The sequence below is a fragment of the Micromonospora sp. NPDC050187 genome (assembly GCF_044459745.1).
Taxonomy (GTDB): domain Bacteria; phylum Actinomycetota; class Actinomycetes; order Mycobacteriales; family Micromonosporaceae; genus Micromonospora.
This window is the reverse complement of record NZ_JBITJH010000007.1, coordinates 99,560-116,931: the sequence shown is the minus strand read 5'-3', so window position 1 is coordinate 116,931 and position 17,372 is coordinate 99,560. Positions and strand designations below refer to the sequence as shown.

16 protein-coding genes and 1 pseudogene are annotated in these 17,372 nt (G+C 73.2%); 7 read left to right on the top strand and 10 right to left on the bottom strand.

Features of this window, described 5'->3' with window-relative positions; genetic code table 11:
- Positions 1 to 63: 63 nt before the first annotated feature.
- Positions 64 to 1,242: an NADP-dependent malic enzyme gene (locus ACIBJE_RS13875; RefSeq protein WP_396747903.1), complete on the bottom strand. Its 1,179-nt coding sequence runs from the start codon at positions 1,240 to 1,242 to the stop codon at positions 64 to 66.
- 139 nt (positions 1,243 to 1,381) lie between these two features.
- Positions 1,382 to 1,729: a S24/S26 family peptidase gene (locus ACIBJE_RS13870; RefSeq protein ID WP_396747900.1), complete on the bottom strand. Its 348-nt coding sequence runs from the start codon at positions 1,727 to 1,729 to the stop codon at positions 1,382 to 1,384.
- Between the two features lie 84 nt (positions 1,730 to 1,813).
- Here ACIBJE_RS13870 and sodN point away from each other — a divergent pair, with 84 nt between their 5' ends.
- The 3 genes from sodN to ACIBJE_RS13855 are packed head-to-tail and all read left to right on the top strand — an operon-like array spanning position 1,814 to position 3,173.
- A complete protein-coding gene (gene sodN / locus ACIBJE_RS13865) occupies positions 1,814 to 2,218 on the top strand; it encodes a superoxide dismutase, Ni (RefSeq protein ID WP_396747897.1) in 405 nt (134 codons plus the stop codon).
- Positions 2,215 to 2,745: a GNAT family N-acetyltransferase gene (locus tag ACIBJE_RS13860; RefSeq protein WP_396747894.1), complete on the top strand. Its 531-nt coding sequence runs from the start codon at positions 2,215 to 2,217 to the stop codon at positions 2,743 to 2,745. The genes sodN and ACIBJE_RS13860 overlap by 4 nt, the downstream gene beginning before the upstream one ends.
- 23 nt (positions 2,746 to 2,768) lie before the next feature.
- A complete protein-coding gene (locus ACIBJE_RS13855) occupies positions 2,769 to 3,173 on the top strand; it encodes an ATP-binding protein (RefSeq protein ID WP_396747891.1) in 405 nt (134 codons plus the stop codon).
- Between the two features lie 71 nt (positions 3,174 to 3,244).
- Here the strand turns inward: ACIBJE_RS13855 and ACIBJE_RS13850 are convergent, their stop codons facing one another.
- The gene (locus tag ACIBJE_RS13850; protein ID WP_396747888.1) at positions 3,245 to 3,637 is read right to left on the bottom strand and encodes a hypothetical protein; all 393 of its coding nucleotides are present in this window, start codon (positions 3,635 to 3,637) and stop codon (positions 3,245 to 3,247) included.
- Between the two features lie 41 nt (positions 3,638 to 3,678).
- Here ACIBJE_RS13850 and ACIBJE_RS13845 point away from each other — a divergent pair, with 41 nt between their 5' ends.
- Positions 3,679 to 4,626, top strand: coding sequence for a diacylglycerol kinase family protein (locus ACIBJE_RS13845; protein ID WP_285788970.1), 948 nt, complete (start codon positions 3,679 to 3,681; stop codon positions 4,624 to 4,626).
- Positions 4,627 to 5,051: 425 nt separating this feature from the next.
- Positions 5,052 to 5,309, top strand: a complete 258-nt coding sequence (locus ACIBJE_RS13840; RefSeq protein WP_088982262.1) for a WhiB family transcriptional regulator — start codon at positions 5,052 to 5,054, stop codon at positions 5,307 to 5,309.
- A gap of 114 nt (positions 5,310 to 5,423) precedes the next feature.
- Here the strand turns inward: ACIBJE_RS13840 and ACIBJE_RS13835 are convergent, their stop codons facing one another.
- From ACIBJE_RS13835 to ACIBJE_RS13820, 4 genes are all read right to left on the bottom strand, one after another.
- The gene (locus ACIBJE_RS13835; protein ID WP_396748174.1) at positions 5,424 to 6,173 is read right to left on the bottom strand and encodes a sirohydrochlorin chelatase; all 750 of its coding nucleotides are present in this window, start codon (positions 6,171 to 6,173) and stop codon (positions 5,424 to 5,426) included.
- Between the two features lie 116 nt (positions 6,174 to 6,289).
- Complete coding sequence (locus ACIBJE_RS13830) at positions 6,290 to 7,054, bottom strand: phosphoadenylyl-sulfate reductase (RefSeq protein WP_396747884.1); 765 nt, start codon at positions 7,052 to 7,054, stop codon at positions 6,290 to 6,292.
- Positions 7,051 to 7,269 carry a hypothetical protein gene (locus tag ACIBJE_RS13825; protein ID WP_396748195.1) on the bottom strand — a complete coding sequence of 73 codons (219 nt, stop codon included), beginning with the start codon at positions 7,267 to 7,269 and terminating at the stop codon, positions 7,051 to 7,053. Before ACIBJE_RS13825 ends, ACIBJE_RS13830 begins: the two co-directional genes overlap by 4 nt.
- A 31-nt stretch (positions 7,270 to 7,300) precedes the next feature.
- Positions 7,301 to 9,013: a nitrite/sulfite reductase gene (locus ACIBJE_RS13820; protein ID WP_396747881.1), complete on the bottom strand. Its 1,713-nt coding sequence runs from the start codon at positions 9,011 to 9,013 to the stop codon at positions 7,301 to 7,303.
- Positions 9,014 to 9,397: 384 nt separating this feature from the next.
- Here ACIBJE_RS13820 and ACIBJE_RS13815 point away from each other — a divergent pair, with 384 nt between their 5' ends.
- A complete protein-coding gene (locus ACIBJE_RS13815) occupies positions 9,398 to 10,885 on the top strand; it encodes a hypothetical protein (RefSeq protein WP_396747878.1) in 1,488 nt (495 codons plus the stop codon).
- Between the two features lie 81 nt (positions 10,886 to 10,966).
- Here the strand turns inward: ACIBJE_RS13815 and ACIBJE_RS13810 are convergent, their stop codons facing one another.
- Positions 10,967 to 12,499 carry a histidine kinase N-terminal domain-containing protein gene (locus ACIBJE_RS13810; RefSeq protein ID WP_396747875.1) on the bottom strand — a complete coding sequence of 511 codons (1,533 nt, stop codon included), beginning with the start codon at positions 12,497 to 12,499 and terminating at the stop codon, positions 10,967 to 10,969.
- A 61-nt stretch (positions 12,500 to 12,560) separates the two neighbouring features.
- Positions 12,561 to 13,592, bottom strand: a complete 1,032-nt coding sequence (locus ACIBJE_RS13805) for an SIS domain-containing protein (protein ID WP_396748172.1) — start codon at positions 13,590 to 13,592, stop codon at positions 12,561 to 12,563.
- Between the two features lie 187 nt (positions 13,593 to 13,779).
- Between ACIBJE_RS13805 and ACIBJE_RS13800 the strand changes: the two genes are divergently transcribed.
- The gene (locus ACIBJE_RS13800) at positions 13,780 to 15,612 is read left to right on the top strand and encodes a tetratricopeptide repeat protein (protein WP_396747873.1); all 1,833 of its coding nucleotides are present in this window, start codon (positions 13,780 to 13,782) and stop codon (positions 15,610 to 15,612) included.
- A gap of 79 nt (positions 15,613 to 15,691) precedes the next feature.
- Here ACIBJE_RS13800 and ACIBJE_RS13795 read toward each other — a convergent pair.
- Positions 15,692 to 17,269, bottom strand: a pseudogene (locus ACIBJE_RS13795) (MDR family MFS transporter); the annotation flags it as partial.
- Positions 17,270 to 17,372: the final 103 nt, after the last annotated feature.

Below are 17,372 nucleotides of genomic sequence, written 5' to 3'. Positions count from 1 at the left end.
GACGCTCCACGCGGAGGGGTCCCGCCCGTCGAGCGGGCGGGCCCCCTCCGGCCTGGCGGTGTTTCAGGCGCGGGCGACGCCGTCGACGCGGGCCGCTTCGGCGACCGCCTCGGCGACGGCCGGGGCGACCCGGGGGTCGAGCGGAGAGGGCACGATCGCGTCCGCGGTCAGCGTCTCGCTGACCACCCCGGCGATCGCGTCGGCCGCCGCCACCTTCATGTTCTCGGTGATCCGGGTGGCCCGCGCGTCCAGCGCCCCCCGGAACACGCCCGGGAAGGCGAGCACGTTGTTGATCTGGTTGGGGTAATCGCTGCGGCCGGTGGCGACCACCTCGACGTGCCGGGCGGCCACCTCGGGGTGCACCTCCGGGGTGGGGTTCGCCAGGGCGAAGACGATGCCACCGGAGGCCATCCGGGCGACCGCGGCCTCCGGGATCTGGCCGCCGGAGACGCCGATCAGCACATCGGCGTCCCGCAGCGCCTCGGTGATGTCCCCCCGCCGCCCGGCGGCGTTGGTGATGGCGGCCAGGTCGGCCTTGGTCGCGGTGAGGTCGGTGCGGTCCCGGCCGATGATGCCGCGCGAGTCGCAGACCACCACGTCGTCCGGGTTGACGCCCCCGGCGATCAGCATCTTGGTCACCGCGATCCCGGCCGCGCCGGCACCGCTGACCGCGACCCGCAGGTCACCGAGCTTGCGGTTGAGCAGGCGGGCCGCGTTGCGCAGGGCGGCCAGCACGACGATGGCGGTGCCGTGCTGGTCGTCGTGGAAGACCGGGATGCCGAGGGCCTCGTCGAGGCGACGTTCGATCTCGAAGCAGCGCGGCGCGCTGATGTCCTCCAGGTTGATCCCGCCGAACGACGGGGCGAGCGCGGTCACCGCCGTGACGATCTCGTCCACGTCCTGGGTGTCCAGGCAGATCGGCACGGCGTCCACGCCGCCGAACTGCTTGAACAACACCGCCTTGCCCTCCATCACCGGCATCGCGGCGCGGGGACCGATGTTGCCCAGGCCGAGTACGGCCGACCCGTCGGTGACCACCGCGACGGTGTGCGACACCCATGTGTAGTCGTCCACCAGGGCGGGGTCGGCGGCGATGGCCTCACAGACCCGGGCGACGCCCGGGGTGTAGGCGAGGGAGAGATCCTCCCGGCTGGTCAGCGGCACCGTCGAGGTGACGGCCATCTTGCCGCCGGCGTGCAGCCGGAAGACGGGATCAGCGGGATCCACAGAAGACGATGACATGGTGACTCCAGGATCTGTCGAGCAGATGGACCGGCCAACCGGGCCACGTGGTCAGCGGCAGCGGGCGGCGCACGGTGCGGGGGTCACCCGGGCACCGCCCGAGCATAGTGTCCGGCATGAACCTCGAATGTGAGTAGGGTCATAACCGTCTGTCACTGAAGCGCCGAGGTCGCGGCCAGTAACGCGCCACCACCCGTCCCCACACGTCGGCCACGCCGTGGACGCGGGAGTCGTCGGTGACGAACTCGTTGTCCCCGCGTACCCACCAGCCGCCGTCGGCCGGGCGGACCGCGCGCTTGACCACCAGCAGGTCCGGCCGGCTACGGAAGACCGCGACCACGATGTCGTCCGGACGGACGGCGCGACCGCCGAGCCGGACCAGCAGCGCGTCCCCGTGCCGCAGCGTCGGGGCCATGGAGGGCCCGGTCACCAGTACGGCGGTGAGCGGCCCGCGCGGCCGGGCCGGCCCGCCGCCACCAGCGGTCACCGGGTTTCACCTCCGCACCGTCGGGGAGCAACTCCAGGAGTAATGTCATCTCGGATCATCGCAAACGTCTCATGGAGGATCCCGATGCGTCTTCCCCGCATCTTCACGCCGCGCGTGATTGCCAGCGCCCACTGCGACCTGCCGTGCGGCGTCTACGACCCGGCGCAGGCCCGGATCGAGGCCGAGTCGGTCAAGGCGATCTGCGAGAAGTACCAGGCGAACACCGACCCGGAGTTCCGCACCCGCGCCCTGATCATCAAGGAGCAGCGCTCCGAGCTGGTCAAGCACCACCTGTGGGTGCTGTGGACGGACTACTTCAAGCCGGCGCACTTCGAGAAGTACCCGAACCTGCACACGCTGTTCAACGAGGCCACCAAGCTGGCCGGCGCGGGCGGCGCCAAGGGCACCATCGACCCGGCCAAGGCCGACGAGCTGCTCCAGAAGATCGACGAGATCTCCAAGATCTTCTGGGAGACCAAGCAGGCGTGACCCTCGGCGCAGCCGCACCGACGATCCGGCCGGTACGTCCCCAGGACGTACCGGCCGTCGTCGCCATGGTGCACGAGTTGGCCGAGTACGAACGGGCCGCCGACCGGTGCCACCTCACCGCCGGGCAACTCGAGGCGGCGCTGTTCGGCCCGGCACCGGCCCTCTTCGGTCACGTGGCGGTCGACACCACGGGGCAGCCCGTCGGATTCGCCCTCTGGTTCCTCACCTTTTCCACCTGGGAGGGAACCCACGGGATCCACCTCGAGGACCTCTACGTCCGGCCGGCCGCCCGGGGAACCGGGGCGGGACGGCTGCTGCTGGCGGCCCTGGCCGCGCGCTGCGTCGAACACGGCTACCGGCGACTGGAGTGGATGATGCTCGACTGGAATCCCGCCGCCGGGTTCTATCGGGCGATCGACGCCAGCACGATCGACGACTGGGTGCCGTACCGGCTGGAGGGGGCCGCGTTGCAGCGGCTCGCCGCCGGGTCCACCGCTGGCGGAGCGCCCGCCGGCCCGACCGGGTAGAGTCCGCGACCGGGGGGATGAGCGTGACTCAACTGACCGGGCGGACGACGGCCGACGAGGACGTCGTACACCTCACCGTGCCTGCGGACGGCGGCTATCTCAGCGTGCTGCGGACCGCGACCGCGGGCCTCGCCGCGCGTCTCCAGTTCGCCCTCGACGAGATCGAGGACCTGCGGATCGCGGTCGACGAGGCCTGCGCCATGCTGCTCGCGATCGCCACCCGCGACGCCGAGTTGGAGTGTTCCTTCGCGGTCACCGAGGACGCGTTGACCGTCGAGGTGACGGTGCCGACGGTCCAGGGGGCGAAGCTGCCGGCCGAGTCCTCCTTCGCCTGGAAGGTGCTCACCGCGCTGACCACGTCGGCCGCCGCGACCGCCAGCGACGGCCGGGCCACCATCTCGCTGCTCACCCGCCGCGCCGCCCACTGACGCCGCCGGAGAGCCGTCCGTCTCCGGAGAGCCGTCCGCCGCCGGGCCACCGCCGGGGCCGGCGGAGGTCGTCAGTCGAGCAGACCGAGCGCCCGGGTGGTGGCCGGGGCGACCAAGAGCGCGCAGACCCCCACGCCGAGCGCCATCAACGGCACCCCGAGCCAGCCCAGCCCGCCCTGGATCATGTACCAGCCGATCGGCAGGAGCATGAGCTGGAGCACGATCGCGGGGGCACGGGCACCGGCCCGGCGACGGGTCAGCGCGGTGCCGAGCGCCCAGAGCGCCAGCGCGCCACCGGCCGCGAAGACGGTGATGAGCACCGCCGTGGCGAGGTCGACCGCGTCGGCGGTGAGGTTCTCGTAGACCAGCCAGGCGGCGAGCAGCCCGAGAGCGACCGCCTCTGCCCACAGCAGGCGGACCGCCCAACTCAGCGTCATGGGCACCGGGTCGGAGTCGATCGTCACGGCGACACGATACCCGCGCGGGATAGCGGTACAGTCCGGCCATGCGGGCCGTCCTGGTAGTCAACCCCAAGGCCACCACCACGAGCGAACGCAGCCGGGACGTGCTGGTCCGGGCGCTGCGCAGTGAGGTGGACCTCGCGGTGCGGTACACCCGTCGCCGGGGGCACGCCACGGACCTGGCCCGGGAGGCGGCCGAGGAGGGCGTCGACCTGGTCGTCACGCTCGGTGGCGACGGCACGGTCAACGAGGTGGTCAACGGACTGATGACCGCGGACCCGCCGACCGTCACCGGTGGCACGTCGGCCGACCGCCTGCCCGCGCTCGCCACCGTGCCGGGCGGGTCGACCAACGTCTTCGCGCGGGCGTTGGGCCTGCCCCGGGAATGGCCGGACGGCACCAGCATGATCCTGGAAGGGCTCCGATTGGGCCGTTCCCGGACGATCGGGCTCGGACGCGCCGATGATCGCTACTTCACCTTCTGCGCCGGCTTCGGCCTCGACGCGGCGGTCGTGCATCGCGTGGAAATGGCACGGAAGCGGGGTCGTGTTTCCACTCCGTCGCTATATCTTCGCGCTGCGGTGAATCAGTACTTCCTCGGCTCCGACCGACGCCATCCGATGATCCGGTTGGAGCGTCCGGGAGAGGAGTCGGAAGGCGAGTTGGCAACGGCGATCATCCAGAACACGGCACCCTGGACGTACCTCGGCGAGCGGGAAATCAACCCGAACCCGGACGCCTCATTCGACCTTGGTCTTGACGTGATGGCGCTTCGTCAGCTAAGGGTGGCGAGTACGTCACGTACGGTGACCCAGATGTTCTCCCGCCAACCGGACCCCCGGGGGCGGCAGGTGCTCCGCCTCCACGACGTGGCCGAGTTCACCTTGGTCGCGACCCGCCCGCAGGCATTCCAGCTCGATGGGGACTACCTTGGTGAGCGGGAAAAAGTTAGATTCACATCCGTACCCGCCGCACTGAGAGTAATCTGCTGAGTCTGGGGTACTGCCCTCGGTTGGCGCGACGGCGACGCGCCAGGAGGGCGAGGTGCCGGATATGCCTGCAATGTCGCGCGGACTGTACTATATTGATCCTCGGCTACGGGGCGGTGCGGGCGAGCCGGTCCGGGAAACCGGACAAACAGGTCGTGAGCTTGCTCACCGCCGAGAAGTTTTTCGGAGCGTCACCCTTGACATTCCGGTAGTTCGTGAAAGTATTCACAAGCGGACTTGAGTTACCGGGACATTGCGCGGATATGCTCGGCGTGTCGAGCTGTTCCACACTGCCCCAGGGCTACCGGCCTGCTCACGCAATGCTGATTCGATGAACGCGAACCGTCACCATCGGCACTGCGGATGCAAATAGGAAAAACGGAAACAGCAAGAACTGCCACCCACCCAGAATGAGGAGTGTTGCCGCCATGGACTGGCGCCACCATGCTGCCTGCCGCGACGAGGACCCGGAGCTGTTCTTCCCGATCGGGACGTCCGGGCCGGCCCTGCTGCAGGTCGAGCAGGCCAAGGCCGTCTGCCGGCGGTGCTCCGTGACCGACGAGTGCCTGAAGTGGGCACTGGAGTCCGGTCAGGACGCCGGCGTCTGGGGTGGAATGAGCGAGGAGGAGCGTCGCGCCGTCAAGCGCCGCGGCGGCCTCCGGGTGCTGCGCGCTCACTCCGCCTGACCACACACCACCGGAACGCCCCGCCAGGCCCGCCTGGCGGGGCGTTTCCCTTCCTCCCACCCGCGCTCCGCGCCCGTCGACCATGACGTCGGTCACCGGACGACCACCAAGTGGTCAACCGGTCGGGGACGCGGCGGGCGTGATACGGGTGAGGAGCAGGCGGACCAGGTCCCCGGTGCCGGTGAGCGGGGCGGAGACCGCCATCGCGCCGGCCTCCCGGGCCGCCGCCGTCACCGCGTCGTGGAACAGCCCGGGTGCCAGGAAGTACGCCGACACCGCCACCCGCCCGGCTCCCGCCGCCCGGAACCGGGCCACCGCCGTACCGGTGGTCGGCGCGGCGGCCGACGCGTACGCCACCCGGCAGGGCACCCCGTAGCTCGCACCGAGCGCGGCGGCCACCCGTCCCACCGAGGCACGTGCCCGCGCGTCCCGGGTGCCCGCCGCCGCCAACACCAACGCGTCGAACCGGTCCGCCCCCGCCTCGGCCAGCCGGCGTCGCAGCCCGCCCAGCAGTGTGGCGTCCACCACCTCACCGACCGGCCCGAGGACATCTGTCACCCTTACCGCCATCGGCGGCCCGGCGGCACCGGCCTCCGCCACCGCCGCCGGTACGTCCACCCGCCGGTGGTACGCAGCGGTCAACAGCAACGGCACCAGTACCGCCCTGGGGTGCCCGGCGGTGGCCAGTCCCCGCAGCACCTCGACCGGCGTGGGTTCGGTGTGGTCCAGCCAGCTGGGCAGGACCACCGAGCCGGGTCGGGCGGCGGCGACCGCGTCGGCCAGAGCCCGGGTCGCGGCGGCGGCACGGGGATCCCGGCTGCCGTGGGCGACCAGGACGACCGGATCGACCCCGGTGACCGTCACCGGGCCGACGGAGGAAGCCCGCACCGACGCGCCGGGACACGGGGCCGTCAGCCAGTCGGCGGCGGCAGCCGGTGCCGGTGCCCCGACGAGGGCTGCCCGCCCCGGCGCCCCCGGGATCAGGCGTGCAGTCCGCACTCGGTCTTCTCGAACATCGCCCAGCGGCCGGCGCGCGGGTCCTCCCCCGCCTTCGTCCGCCGGGTGCAGGGCCAGCACCCGATCGAGCCGTAGCCCTGCCGGAACAGGTCGTTCACCGGCACCCGGTGCCGGGCGACGTAGGCGTCCACGTCCGCCTGGCTCCAGGCCGCGATGGGATTGACCTTCACCTTGCCGCGCCGCTCGTCGTACCCGACCACCGGGGTGTTCGCCCGGGTGGGCGACTCGTCCCGGCGTAGCCCGGCCGCCCAGGCGTCGTAGCCGGTCAGCGCCCGCTCCAGCGGCTCCACCTTGCGCAGCCGGCAGCACTCGTCCGGCGACTTGTTGAACAGTCGGGGGCCGTACTCGCCGTCCTGCTGGCCCACGGTCAACCGGGGGCGGATCGAGCGGACGTTCACCGGCAACGTGCGGGCCACCTCGTCACGGATCCGCAGCGTCTCCGGGAAGTGCAGGCCGGTGTCGAGGAAGACCACGTCGACTCCGGGCGCGACCCGGGAGACCAGGTGCGCCAGGACGGCGTCCGCCATCGAACTGGTGACGCAGAGCCGGTCGCCGAAGGTCTCCGCCGCCCAACGGGCGATCTCCAGGGCCGGCGCGCCCTCCAGATCCCGAGCGGCCCGGGTGGCCAGCTCCCGCAGCTCGTCCGGGCTGCGCCGGCCCGCCTCGTCCGGGGCGGACCGGCCGGGGCCGACCAGACCGAGCCCGGCCGCCGACACCAGGCCGCTCATCGTGTCACCGTCCCGGGCACCGGTCCGGGAGCCGTCCCGGACGCCGCCTCTCCCGCCGGCCCGGAGGCCGCCCGGGAGAGCAGGCCGTTGAACTTCACCGTGAAGACCCGTACGCAGGCGTGGCACTCCCACGCGCCGTGTCCGGCCTCACTCGGCCGCAGGTCCTCCTCGCCGCAGTACGGGCAGTACAGCGGCACCGACCGGGTTTCACTCATCGGGTCACCTCGCCACGCACACCGAGTTCGCTCATCGGAGTTCCTCCTCGTCGACCCGGATCACCCAGTTGGCGAACGTCTCCCCCTCGGTCCGGCCGGCCAGGTAACGCCGGGCCACCCGTTCCACGTACCCGGGCAGCTCCTCGGCCGTGGTCTTCAGGCCGCGCAGCTTGCGGCCGAAGCCGGAGGTCTGGCCCTGCGCCATGCCGAGCCCACCGCCCAGGTGCACCTGGAACCCCTCGACCTGGCGGCCGTCCGGGCCGACCACGAGCTGCCCCTTCAGGCCGATGTCGGCGACCTGCGTCCGGGCGCAGGCGTTCGGGCAACCGTTGATGTAGATGGAGATGTCCGCGTCGAACCCGCGCAGCCGCTCCTCCAGCCGGGCCACCAGTTCCTCGCCGCGGGCCTTGGTCTCGACGATCGCGAGCTTGCAGTACTCGATGCCGGTGCAGGCCATCGTCCCGCGCCGCCACGCCGACGGCTCCGCCTCCAGGCCGATCCCGCGCAGCGCCGTCACCAGCGAGTCGGTCCGCTCCGGCGCCAGGTCCAGCACCAGCAGCTTCTGGTACGCGGTGAGCCGCACCCGGTCACTGCCGTGCGCCTCGACCACGTCGGCGAGTTCGGCGAGCTGGGTGCCGGAGACCCGCCCGACCACCGGGGCGGCCCCGACGTAGTTCCGTCCGTCCGCCTGCTCGCGCACCCCGACGTGGTCGATCGGGCGGGACGGCAGCTGCGGGGCGGGGCCGTCCAGCAGCGCCCGGCCGAGGTACTCCTTCTCCAGCACCTCCCGGAACTTCTCCACGCCCCAGTCGGCGACCAGGAACTTCAGCCGGGCCCGGTTGCGCAGCCGGCGGTAGCCGTAGTCGCGGAAGATGCCCACCACGCCGGCCCAGACGTCGGGCACCTCGGCCAGCGGCACCCACACCCCGAGCCGCTTGGCGAGCATCGGGTTCGTGGAGAGCCCGCCACCGACCCAGACGTCGAAGCCGGGGCCGTGGTCGGGGTGCTCGACGCCGAGGAAGGCGATGTCGTTCGCCTCGTACGGGGTGTCGACCAGCCAGGAGATCGAGGACTTGAACTTGCGGGGCAGGTTGGAGTACTCCTTGTCACCGACGTACCGGCGGACGATCTCGTCGATCGCCGGAGTCGGGTCGAGCACCTCGTCGCGCGCCACCCCGGCGACCGGACTGCCGAGCACGATCCGGGGGCAGTCCCCACACGCCTCGGTGGTCTGGAGGCCGACCGACTCCAGCCGCCGCCAGATCTCCGGCATGTCCTCGACCCGGATCCAGTGGTACTGGATGTTCTGCCGGTCGGTGATGTCGGCGGTGTCCCGGGCGAATTCCCGCGAGATGTCGGCGACCACCCGCAGCTGCGCCAGCGTGAGCTGCCCGCCGTCGACCCGCACCCGGAGCATGAAGAACTCGTCCTCCAGCTCGTGCGGCTCGAGCACGGCGGTCCGCCCACCGTCGATGCCGGCCTTGCGCTGGGTGTAGAGGCCCCACCAGCGGAACCGGCCACGCAGGTCCTGCGGGTCGATCGAGGCGAAGCCCCGGTGGGCGTAGATGTTCTCGATCCGGGCGCGGACGTTGAGCGGGTCGTCGTCCTTCTTCATCCGCTCGTTGGGGTTGAGCGGCTCGCGGTGCCCGAGCGCCCACTGCCCCTCACCCCGGGGTCGGCGGGGGGCCCGGGTGGCGGTCGCCACCGGGCGCTCGGGCCGGTCCGGGGTGCTGTTGACGGCCATCGCGGCGTCCTCCGTTGTCTGGTGATCGCGTGGGTGCGAGCGCGGGACACGCCGGCCGGCCCGGGATACCGGGCGGGGAGACAACGGTGTCGGAGAGCCGGCGCGGATGCGCGCCCGAGACGGGTGAGTCGGGCGTCGTCAGTGGGCCGGACAGATGGCGCTGCGGACGCGACCGTAGTCGACGTGGCGGCGTGCCACGAAGCGGCGCTCGACAGCGGCGGTCATGTCGCCCATGCTGCCACACCCACGAGAACCCGGCCAAGGTCCTGGTGCGGCATCCCACATCACGGGCGACCTCGGTACACACGCTCCGGACCGGACCCGACCGATCGACCTGTCCCGATCACCCCGTCGTCGGCGACCGGCGCGTGCGACGCTTCGGGTGTGGTCGGCGGATCCGACGTACCGGGCGGCCGGCGGGAGCGGGTACGGCGCGCCGTCCGCCCGGTCTGGCTCTGGCCGACACTGCTGACCCTCGTCGTCGCCGCCACCGGGATCGGGCACGCCCAGCCGTGGCGGGATGAGCTCGCCACCTGGAGCGCGGCGGCCCGTCCGCTGCCCGATCTGGCCCGGCTGGCGGCCACCGTCGACGCCACCGTCGCCCCGTACTACCTGCTCCTGCACGGCTGGGTGGCGGTCTTCGGGGACTCGGTGACGGCGCTGCGGGCCCCTTCCGTGCTGGCCGTGACCGGGGCGGCCGGCCTCACCGCTGTCCTCGGGGAGCGCCTGTTCGGGTTCCGGGCCGGCCAGCTCGGCGGGCTGCTCTTCGCGGTGCTGCCGAGCACCTCCCGGTACGGGCAGGAGGCCCGGCCGTACGCGCTCGCCACCCTGCTGGCGGTGGCCGCGACCGTGCTTCTGGTCACGGCGCTGCGCCGGCCCGGGCGGGGCCGGTGGGCGGCGTACGCCGCAGTGGTGACCGCCCTCGGTCTGGCACACCTGGTCGCGCTGACCCTGCTCGCCGCGCACGCCCTGGCGGTGCGGGGCGGCGCGGCCCGCCGCTGGCTGCTCGCCCTGCTGCCGGCGACGTCGGTGTCGATCCCGCTGGCGCTGCTCGCCCGGCGGCAGCAGTCCCGCCAGCTGAGCTGGGTGGACCCGGCCCGCCTCGGCGACCTGGCCGGACTGCCCGGCTCGCTCACCGCCAGCGCCGTGGTGGGCGGCCTGCTGGTCGGACTGGCCGTGGTCGGCGCCGCCCGACCACGCGACGACACCCCGGCCCGTGGCGGGCCGGCGGGGACGACCGTCGCTCCGAGGTGGGGGTGGATCATGCTGGCGACGGTGGCGGCGCCGGCCGCGCTGCTCTTCGTCGCCGGGCTGGTGACCGCCGTCTGGGTGCCGCGCTACCTGGTCTTCACCACGCCCTTCCTCTGCCTGCCGGCCGGGGCGCTGCTCGCCTCGGTACGCCTGGTCCCCGCCCTGACGGTGGTCGGCGTCACCGCCGCCCTCGGCGCACCGGCCCAGCTAGACCTGCGCCGTACCCACGACTGGCCCCGCTCCGCCCAGGTCGACTACCGCGCGGCAGCCCGGATCGTCGCCGCCAACCAGCGCCCCGGCGACGCGGTCGTCTACGGCTCCCGGGACGGTTTCCTCTTCCTCGACCTCGGTCTGGCGTACCACCTCGGCGACGGGCACCCCCGCGACGTGCTGGCGGTCCGCGATCCGCGTCGGGCCGGCGACCTGCGCGCGGCGGAGTGCGAGCGACCGGCCCACTGCCTGGCCGGGGTCGACCGGGTGTGGCTGGTGGTGGCCGGCGATCGGGCCGACCCGGTGGTCGCCCTGCCGACGGCGAAGCGGGAGGCGCTCGACGGCTTCTCCCCCACCGGCCGTTGGACGGTGCCGGGCATCACCGTCGCCCTGCTCGCCCGAGCGGGCTGAGGTGGTTGCAGGGGACCCCTGCTCCTCAGAAAGCGGTAGGAAGGGTCCCCTGCAACCAGCGCAGCAGCGCCGGCACGCAGCTCAGCGAGGGCGGGAGTTGGCGAGTGGGACGACCAGCACCGCCTCGGTGCCGCCGCCGGCGCGGTTGCGCAACTCGATGCTGCCCCGCAGCTCCCCGGTGGCGAGGGCGCGGACGATCTGGAGGCCCAGGTTGCCGCCGCGCTCGGCGTCGAAGTCGGCGGGCAGTCCCCGGCCGTTGTCGTCGACGGTGACGTGCAGCTGCTTGCGGAAGCGGTGCGCGGAGACCACCACCTCCGCCCCGGCGGGCACGGTGCCCGGCTCGGGGGCGGCGTCGCTGGGCGGGAAGCCGTGCTCCACGGCGTTGAGCAGCAGTTCGTTGAGGACCATCACCAGCGAGGTGGCGATCTCGGCGGGGAGCACGCCGAAGCTGCCCTCCCGGCGCATCCGCACCGGGGTGTCGGTGGCGGCGACCTCGGCCGCCGCGCGGGCCACCCGGTCGACGATCCCGTCGAACTCGACCGCCTCGTCGCTGGACATGGAGAGCGTCTCGTGGACCAGCGCGATCGAGGCGACCCGGCGTACCGACTCCTCCAACGCCGCGCGGGCGGCCGGGATGCCGACCCGGCGGGCCTGGAGGCGCAGCAGGGCCGCCACGGTCTGGAGGTTGTTCTTCACCCGGTGGTGGATCTCCCGGATGGTGGCGTCCTTGGTGATGAGTGCCCGGTCCCGGCGGCGGACCTCGGTGATGTCGCGGACCAGCACCAGCGCGCCGATCGGCACCCCGGCCGGCATCAGCGGCAGCGCCCGGGTGAGCATGGTCGCCCCCCGGGCGTCGATCTCCCGCCGGGGCGGGGCCTCTCCGCGCAGTGCGGCGAGGATGCCGTTGGCCGCGTCGGTGCCCTCCAGCGGATCGGTGGCGAGCCGGCGGTGCAGCGCCGCCAGGTCCTCGCCGACCAGGTGCGAGGCGAACCCGAGCCGCCGGTACGCCGACTGCGCGTTCGGGCTGGCGTAGGTGACCTTGCCGCTGGCGTCGAGCCGGACCAACCCGTCGCCGACCCGGGGCGCGCTGGTGGTCTCGCCCGGGTGCCGGGGCGGCGGGAAGGTGCCGTCGGCGAGCATCTGGGCCAGGTCGTCGGCGGTGGTGAGGTAGTTCAGTTCGAGCTGGCTGGGCGTGCGGGCGGTGGAGAGGTTGGTGTCCCGCCCCACCACGGCGATCACCTCGCCGGCCTCGCCGTCGGCGGTGCGCAGCCGCACCGGGACGGCCTCGTGCCGGGCGGGGACGTCGCCGTACCAGACCGGGTCGCCCTCCCGCCAGATCCGGCCCTGGCTGTACGCGATCGTCAGGTGGGCCACCTCCGGCCCGCCGACGATCCGCCCCACCTGGTCGTCCAGGTAGGCCGTCGGGGCGGTCGTCGGGCGGACCTGGGCGACGCAGAGGAAGCTCTCGTCGCCGTCCACGGGCACCCAGAGGAGCAGGTCGGCGAAGGACAGGTCGGACAGGAGCTGCCAGTCGCCGGCGATCCGGTGCAGGTGGTCGACGTCGGCCGGGCGGAGCTGGGTGTGCTCCTCGACGAGTTCGCGCAGCGTGGACACCCCGACAGCGTGCCACGCCGGGTTGCGCGCCGCCCGGCCGGTCGCCGCGCGGGCGGCCGGGTCACATCGTCGCGGTGATCTTCTTCAGTCCACGCGGGGCGTCCGGGTCCTCGCCCCGGGCGAGCGCCAGGCTGAGCGCCAGCCGCTGCAACGGCAGGATGTCGAGCAGTGGCGCGTACCGCTCGTCGACGTCGGGGACGGCCATCCGGGTGGCTCCCTCGACGTCGGCGGAGCCGACCACGACCACGTCGGCGCGGCGCTCGCCGAGCCGGGGCAGCACCTCGCGCATCGAGCGCCCACCGGGGCCGGAGCCGACCACGGCCAGCACCGGCACGTCCGGGTCGGTCATCGCGAGCGGGCCGTGCAGCAGGTCCGCCCCGGAGAAGGCGAGCGCCGGCAGGTAGGAGGTCTCCATCAGCTTCAGCGCCGCCTCCCGGGCGGTCGGGTAGGCGTACCCCCGACCGGTGGTGACCAGACGCGCGGCGAACCGGTAGCGGGCGGCGAGCTGGGTCGGGGTCGGGTCGGCGAGAGTGCGCGCGGCCAGGTCGGGCAGGGCGTCGAGCGCCGCGCGCTCGTCGGCCGACAGGGTGCCGTCGCCGCTGCGGATCCCCTCGACCAGCAGCAGCAGGGCCAGCAGCTCGGCGGTGTACGTCTTGGTGGCGGCGACCGCCCGCTCGTGCCCGGCGGCGATGTCGACGCTCAGCTCGGCGGCCTCGGCCAGCGGCGACCGTGGCGCGTTGGTGACGGCGAGGGTGAGCGCTCCGGAGGCGCGGGCCACCCGGAGCACCTCGACCAGGTCGGGCGAGCCGCCGCTCTGGCTGACCCCGACCACGAGGGCGTCGGAGAGGTCCGGCCGGGCGCCGAAGAGGGTCATCGTGCTCGGTGAGGCGAGTCCGGCGGGGATACCGAGACGGATCTCGGTGAGGTACGCGCCGTAGAGCGCGGCGTGGTCGGAGGTGCCGCGTGCGGTGAAGACCACGTGCCGGGGCCGCCGCTGGGCGATCGCCTCGGCCACCCGGGCGATCGGCCCGGCGTGTTCGGCGGAGAGCAGCCGCGCGAAGCCGGCCGGCTGCTCCTCGATGTCGGCGGTCATGCCAGCCCCCGGAACCGTCACCGGTAACCTCCCTCTCCTGCGCGTTCCCGCGCGCTTCATGCTCAGTCTTGCATTTTTTTCCCTGATCAGGCAACGCAACGAGCATGAATGCGCAGGGGGGTCCCGGGGAAGCCGGTCATCCCCTACGCTGACCGCACCCGAGAAGCACGCCGAGTGAAAGGGCACCGTGTCCGAGGGAGAGGACGACCCCCGCCTTTCCGCCGAGGGTGAACTGGCCCTGGCCCGACTCGCACTCGACCAGGGCGACCTGCGGCACGCCGCCGGCCACGTCGCGGGCGCGATCGCGTACGCCCCGACCATGCCCGAGGTGCACGAGACGCTGGCCCGGATCGCCGCGGTCAGCGGCGGCGGCATCGACCTCTTCCCCCTCGAGCAGCACGTCTTCGTCGGGGCGGTGGTCGCCCGCGCCCACCTGCTGGCCGCCGCCGGCCGGGCCAGCGAGGGGCTGGAACTGCTCGCCGCCGCGACCGGGCACACGCCGCAGGCCGACTGGGCCGGCGTGCCCTGGGTCACCGCACCGGAGCTGGCCGAACGGCTCGACCCGGAACGGGGCGCGCGGATCCTCATGCAGGTCTGCGCGGCCGTTCCCGATCCGGTGCCGAAGGCTGCCCGGGCGCCACTGCGGCCGTACCTCACCCTGGCCCGCCACGCGGTCACCGTGCACACCGGGCACGGTCTGCTGCTGGGGGCGGCGTCCGCGCTGGCCCGACGGGTCGGCGAGGTCGAGCTGGCGATCCGCTGGGCCGACCGGGGGGTCCGCGCGCAGCCGTCCAAGCTGGGCGAGGTCTGGCTCGGGTACGCGTACCGCAGCGCCGGCCGCACCCGAGAGGCGCTCGCCGCCCTCGGCCGCGCGGTGGAACACGACCCCGACGACCTCGCGGTCTACGCCGACATCGCCGGCACCCTGGCCGACAACGGCCGTCTCGACGAGGCACTGGCCTGGATCGACCGGGCACTGGCCCGGGATCCGACGTTCGACTGCGCGGTGCACACCGCCCACCGGCTGCGGCACCAGCGCGACGGGCGGGTCGGCCATCTGGTGGCGCTCGCCGACTTCACCCGGGACCACCCCGACGACTCCCACGAGCACGGCGACCTCGCCGAGTGCTGCCGGGGGCGACCCTGGCTCGGCCAGCTCACCCCGGCCGGCGGGCCGGCGGTGGAAGCGTTGCGCCGGCTCACCGCCACCGACCAGGCCACCGGCGGGCCGCCCCTGCGGTTGCCCGCCCCGCCGCCGCCGAGCGCGCTGCGGACACTGGCCACGAGCCGACCCGGCCTGCGGGTCGCGGCGGCCGAGGTGGGCGGACCGGACCCGCGCGCACCCCGACGGGCCGGGGTCCGACCACTGTGGCGGTACACCGCCGACGGCGTCGTACCGCTGGTGCCGGCGCCGTCGACCGAGGCGGTGGAACGGATCCGGCAGCTCGCCCACCCGGCCTGGCCCCACCCCCCGGCGGCGTACGACGCGGCGGTCGGGCTGGCCACCCTGGACGGCGTCGACCTGCTCGCCCTGCTGGCGCACCCGCCGGCCGCGCCGCCCACCGCGCTCGGCATGGTGCTCGGTCAGGATCCGTCGCTCTGGGTGCGCTGCGTGCAGGTCTGGGCCTGTCTGGGACTGCTGCACCACCGCACCGACGAGCCGTGGGCCGACTCCACCCGTCGCCGGATGCTGCTCGACCTGGTCTGGGGCGTGGAGGACTGGACCACCGAGGCGGCTCTCTTCGCGCTGGTCACCGCCGCCTGGGTCGACCCGTCGGTACGCCCGGACGTGGCCGGGGTGATGGCCGCGCGACTCGCCGACGCGGTCGCGGTGGGCGCGGGGCGTCCGGTGCCGATCCTCGTCTCACTGGCCCATCTGGCCCTCGCCACACCCGACCTGGACGAGGCGAGCACCGTGCTGGCCTGTCAGGTGATCGGCGACCCGCCGGCCGGGAACCGGTTGCGCCGGCTCTGGCACCGACTCCGGCGACGGCTCACGCGCCGTCTCCGCCGGCACTGACCACCCCGGCCCGGGTCCCGGCACCGTCACGCGGCACGGTCCCGGCACCGTCGGAGGCCGTACTCCTGGCGCCGTCGGCGGGCGTATTCGCAGGGCCGTCGGAGGCTGCGGCCCCGGCACCGTCGGCGGGCGGGATCTCGGGGCCGGAGCGGAGCGGGATCTCCCGGATGAACCAGGCGATCACCGGGATCGCCACGGCGAAGAACACCGCCCAGGCGAAGACGTGCGCGACGGAGTCGGCCAGGCCACCGAGGACGGTCGCCCGCAGTTGCTCGGGGAGCGCTTTGAGCGCGGCCGGATCCACCCCCTGCTCGCTGGCGCCACCGCTGATCGCCGGTCCGGCCGGGGAGTCGGCGAGGCGGTTGGCGAAGACCGCGCCGAAGAGGGAGATGCCGAACGAACCGCCGATGGAGCGGAAGAAGGTGGCCGCGCCACTGGCCGCGCCGAGGTCCCGCTGCTCGACGCTGTTCTGCGCGATCAGCATCGTGGTCTGCATGAGGAAACCCATGCCGGCCCCGAACACGACCATGTAGAACCCGGCCTCGACCCGGCTGGTGCCGGCGTCCAGCTGGGTGAACAGGGCCACGCCCAAGGTCATCACCACGCCGCCGACGATCGGGAAGACCCGGTACCGGCCGGTGCGGGTGATGGCCCGGCCGACGACCAGCGACACCACCAGCATGCCGAACATCAGGGGCAGCAGGAGCAGCCCGCTCTCGGTGGCCGAGGCCCCCTGCACGGTCTGCTGGTACAGCGGCAGGAAATTCATCGCCCCGAACATCGCGAAGCCCAGCAGGAATCCCACCACCGAGACCAGGGCGAAGTTCCGGTTCGCGAACAGGCCCAGCGGCAGGATCGGCTCGGTCACCCGCCGCTCGACCACGGTGAAACCGCCGAGGGTGAGCAGCGCGACGGCGGCCAGGCCGAGGATCTGCGGGGAGAGCCAGGCGTACTCGTTGCCGCCCCACGTGGTGATCAGCACCAGGGCGGTGATGCCGGCCGACAGCAGCGCCGCGCCCAGCCAGTCGATCCGGTGCTCGGTGCGGTAGCGCGGCAGACGCAGGGTGACGGCCAGCAGCACCAGGGCCACCCCGCCGAGCGGAAGGTTGACGTAGAAGGCCCACCGCCAGGAGAGGTGGTCGGTGATGAACCCGCCGACCAGCGGACCGGCGACCATGGCGATCGCCATGATGCCGGCGAAGAGACCCTGGTAACGGCCCCGTTCCCGGGGCGGAACGAGGTCACCGATGATCGCCATGACGCCGACCATCAGTCCGCCGGCCCCCAGACCCTGCACCGCGCGGAAGGCGATGAGCTGGGTCATCCCGCTGTCCGGGCCGCCCAGCATCGTCGAACCGGCCATGCCGCAGAGGGCCGAGCCGAACAGGAAGATGCCGACCGAGCTGAGAAAGACGGACTTGCGGCCGTACAGGTCGCCCAGCTTGCCCCAGATGGGCGTGGACACGGTGGTGCCGAGGACGTACGCGGTCACCACCCAGGTGAAGTGGCCGAGCCCACCGAACTCGCCGACGATGCGCGGCAGCGCGGTACTGATGATCATGTTGTCGAGCATCGCCAGCATCATCGCGATCATCAGGGCGACGAGGACGAGCCGGACGTTCGGAGGCCCGGCGACGGGCTGCTTGGCCTGGCTCATGGGCTCCCCCGGGTGCGTGACCGACGTGCCGACCCGGGTGGTCAGCTTACGCGGGGAAGGCCGGGGGAACTGCTGGTTGTCGTCGGCGGACCAGGTGAGACCG

Bases quoted from the DNA above. Each gene is read 5' to 3' on its own strand.
- ACIBJE_RS13875 (WP_396747903.1), bottom strand. From the start codon at position 1,242: ATGTCATCGTCTTCTGTGGATCCCGCTGATCCCGTCTTCCGGCTGCAC.
- sodN (WP_396747897.1), top strand. From the start codon at position 1,814: ATGCGTCTTCCCCGCATCTTCACGCCGCGCGTGATTGCCAGCGCCCAC.
- ACIBJE_RS13845 (WP_285788970.1), top strand. From the start codon at position 3,679: ATGCGGGCCGTCCTGGTAGTCAACCCCAAGGCCACCACCACGAGCGAA.
- ACIBJE_RS13840 (WP_088982262.1), top strand. From the start codon at position 5,052: ATGGACTGGCGCCACCATGCTGCCTGCCGCGACGAGGACCCGGAGCTG.
- ACIBJE_RS13830 (WP_396747884.1), bottom strand. From the start codon at position 7,054: ATGAGCGGCCTGGTGTCGGCGGCCGGGCTCGGTCTGGTCGGCCCCGGC.
- ACIBJE_RS13825 (WP_396748195.1), bottom strand. From the start codon at position 7,269: ATGAGTGAAACCCGGTCGGTGCCGCTGTACTGCCCGTACTGCGGCGAG.
- ACIBJE_RS13820 (WP_396747881.1), bottom strand. From the start codon at position 9,013: ATGGCCGTCAACAGCACCCCGGACCGGCCCGAGCGCCCGGTGGCGACC.
- ACIBJE_RS13805 (WP_396748172.1), bottom strand. From the start codon at position 13,592: ATGACCGCCGACATCGAGGAGCAGCCGGCCGGCTTCGCGCGGCTGCTC.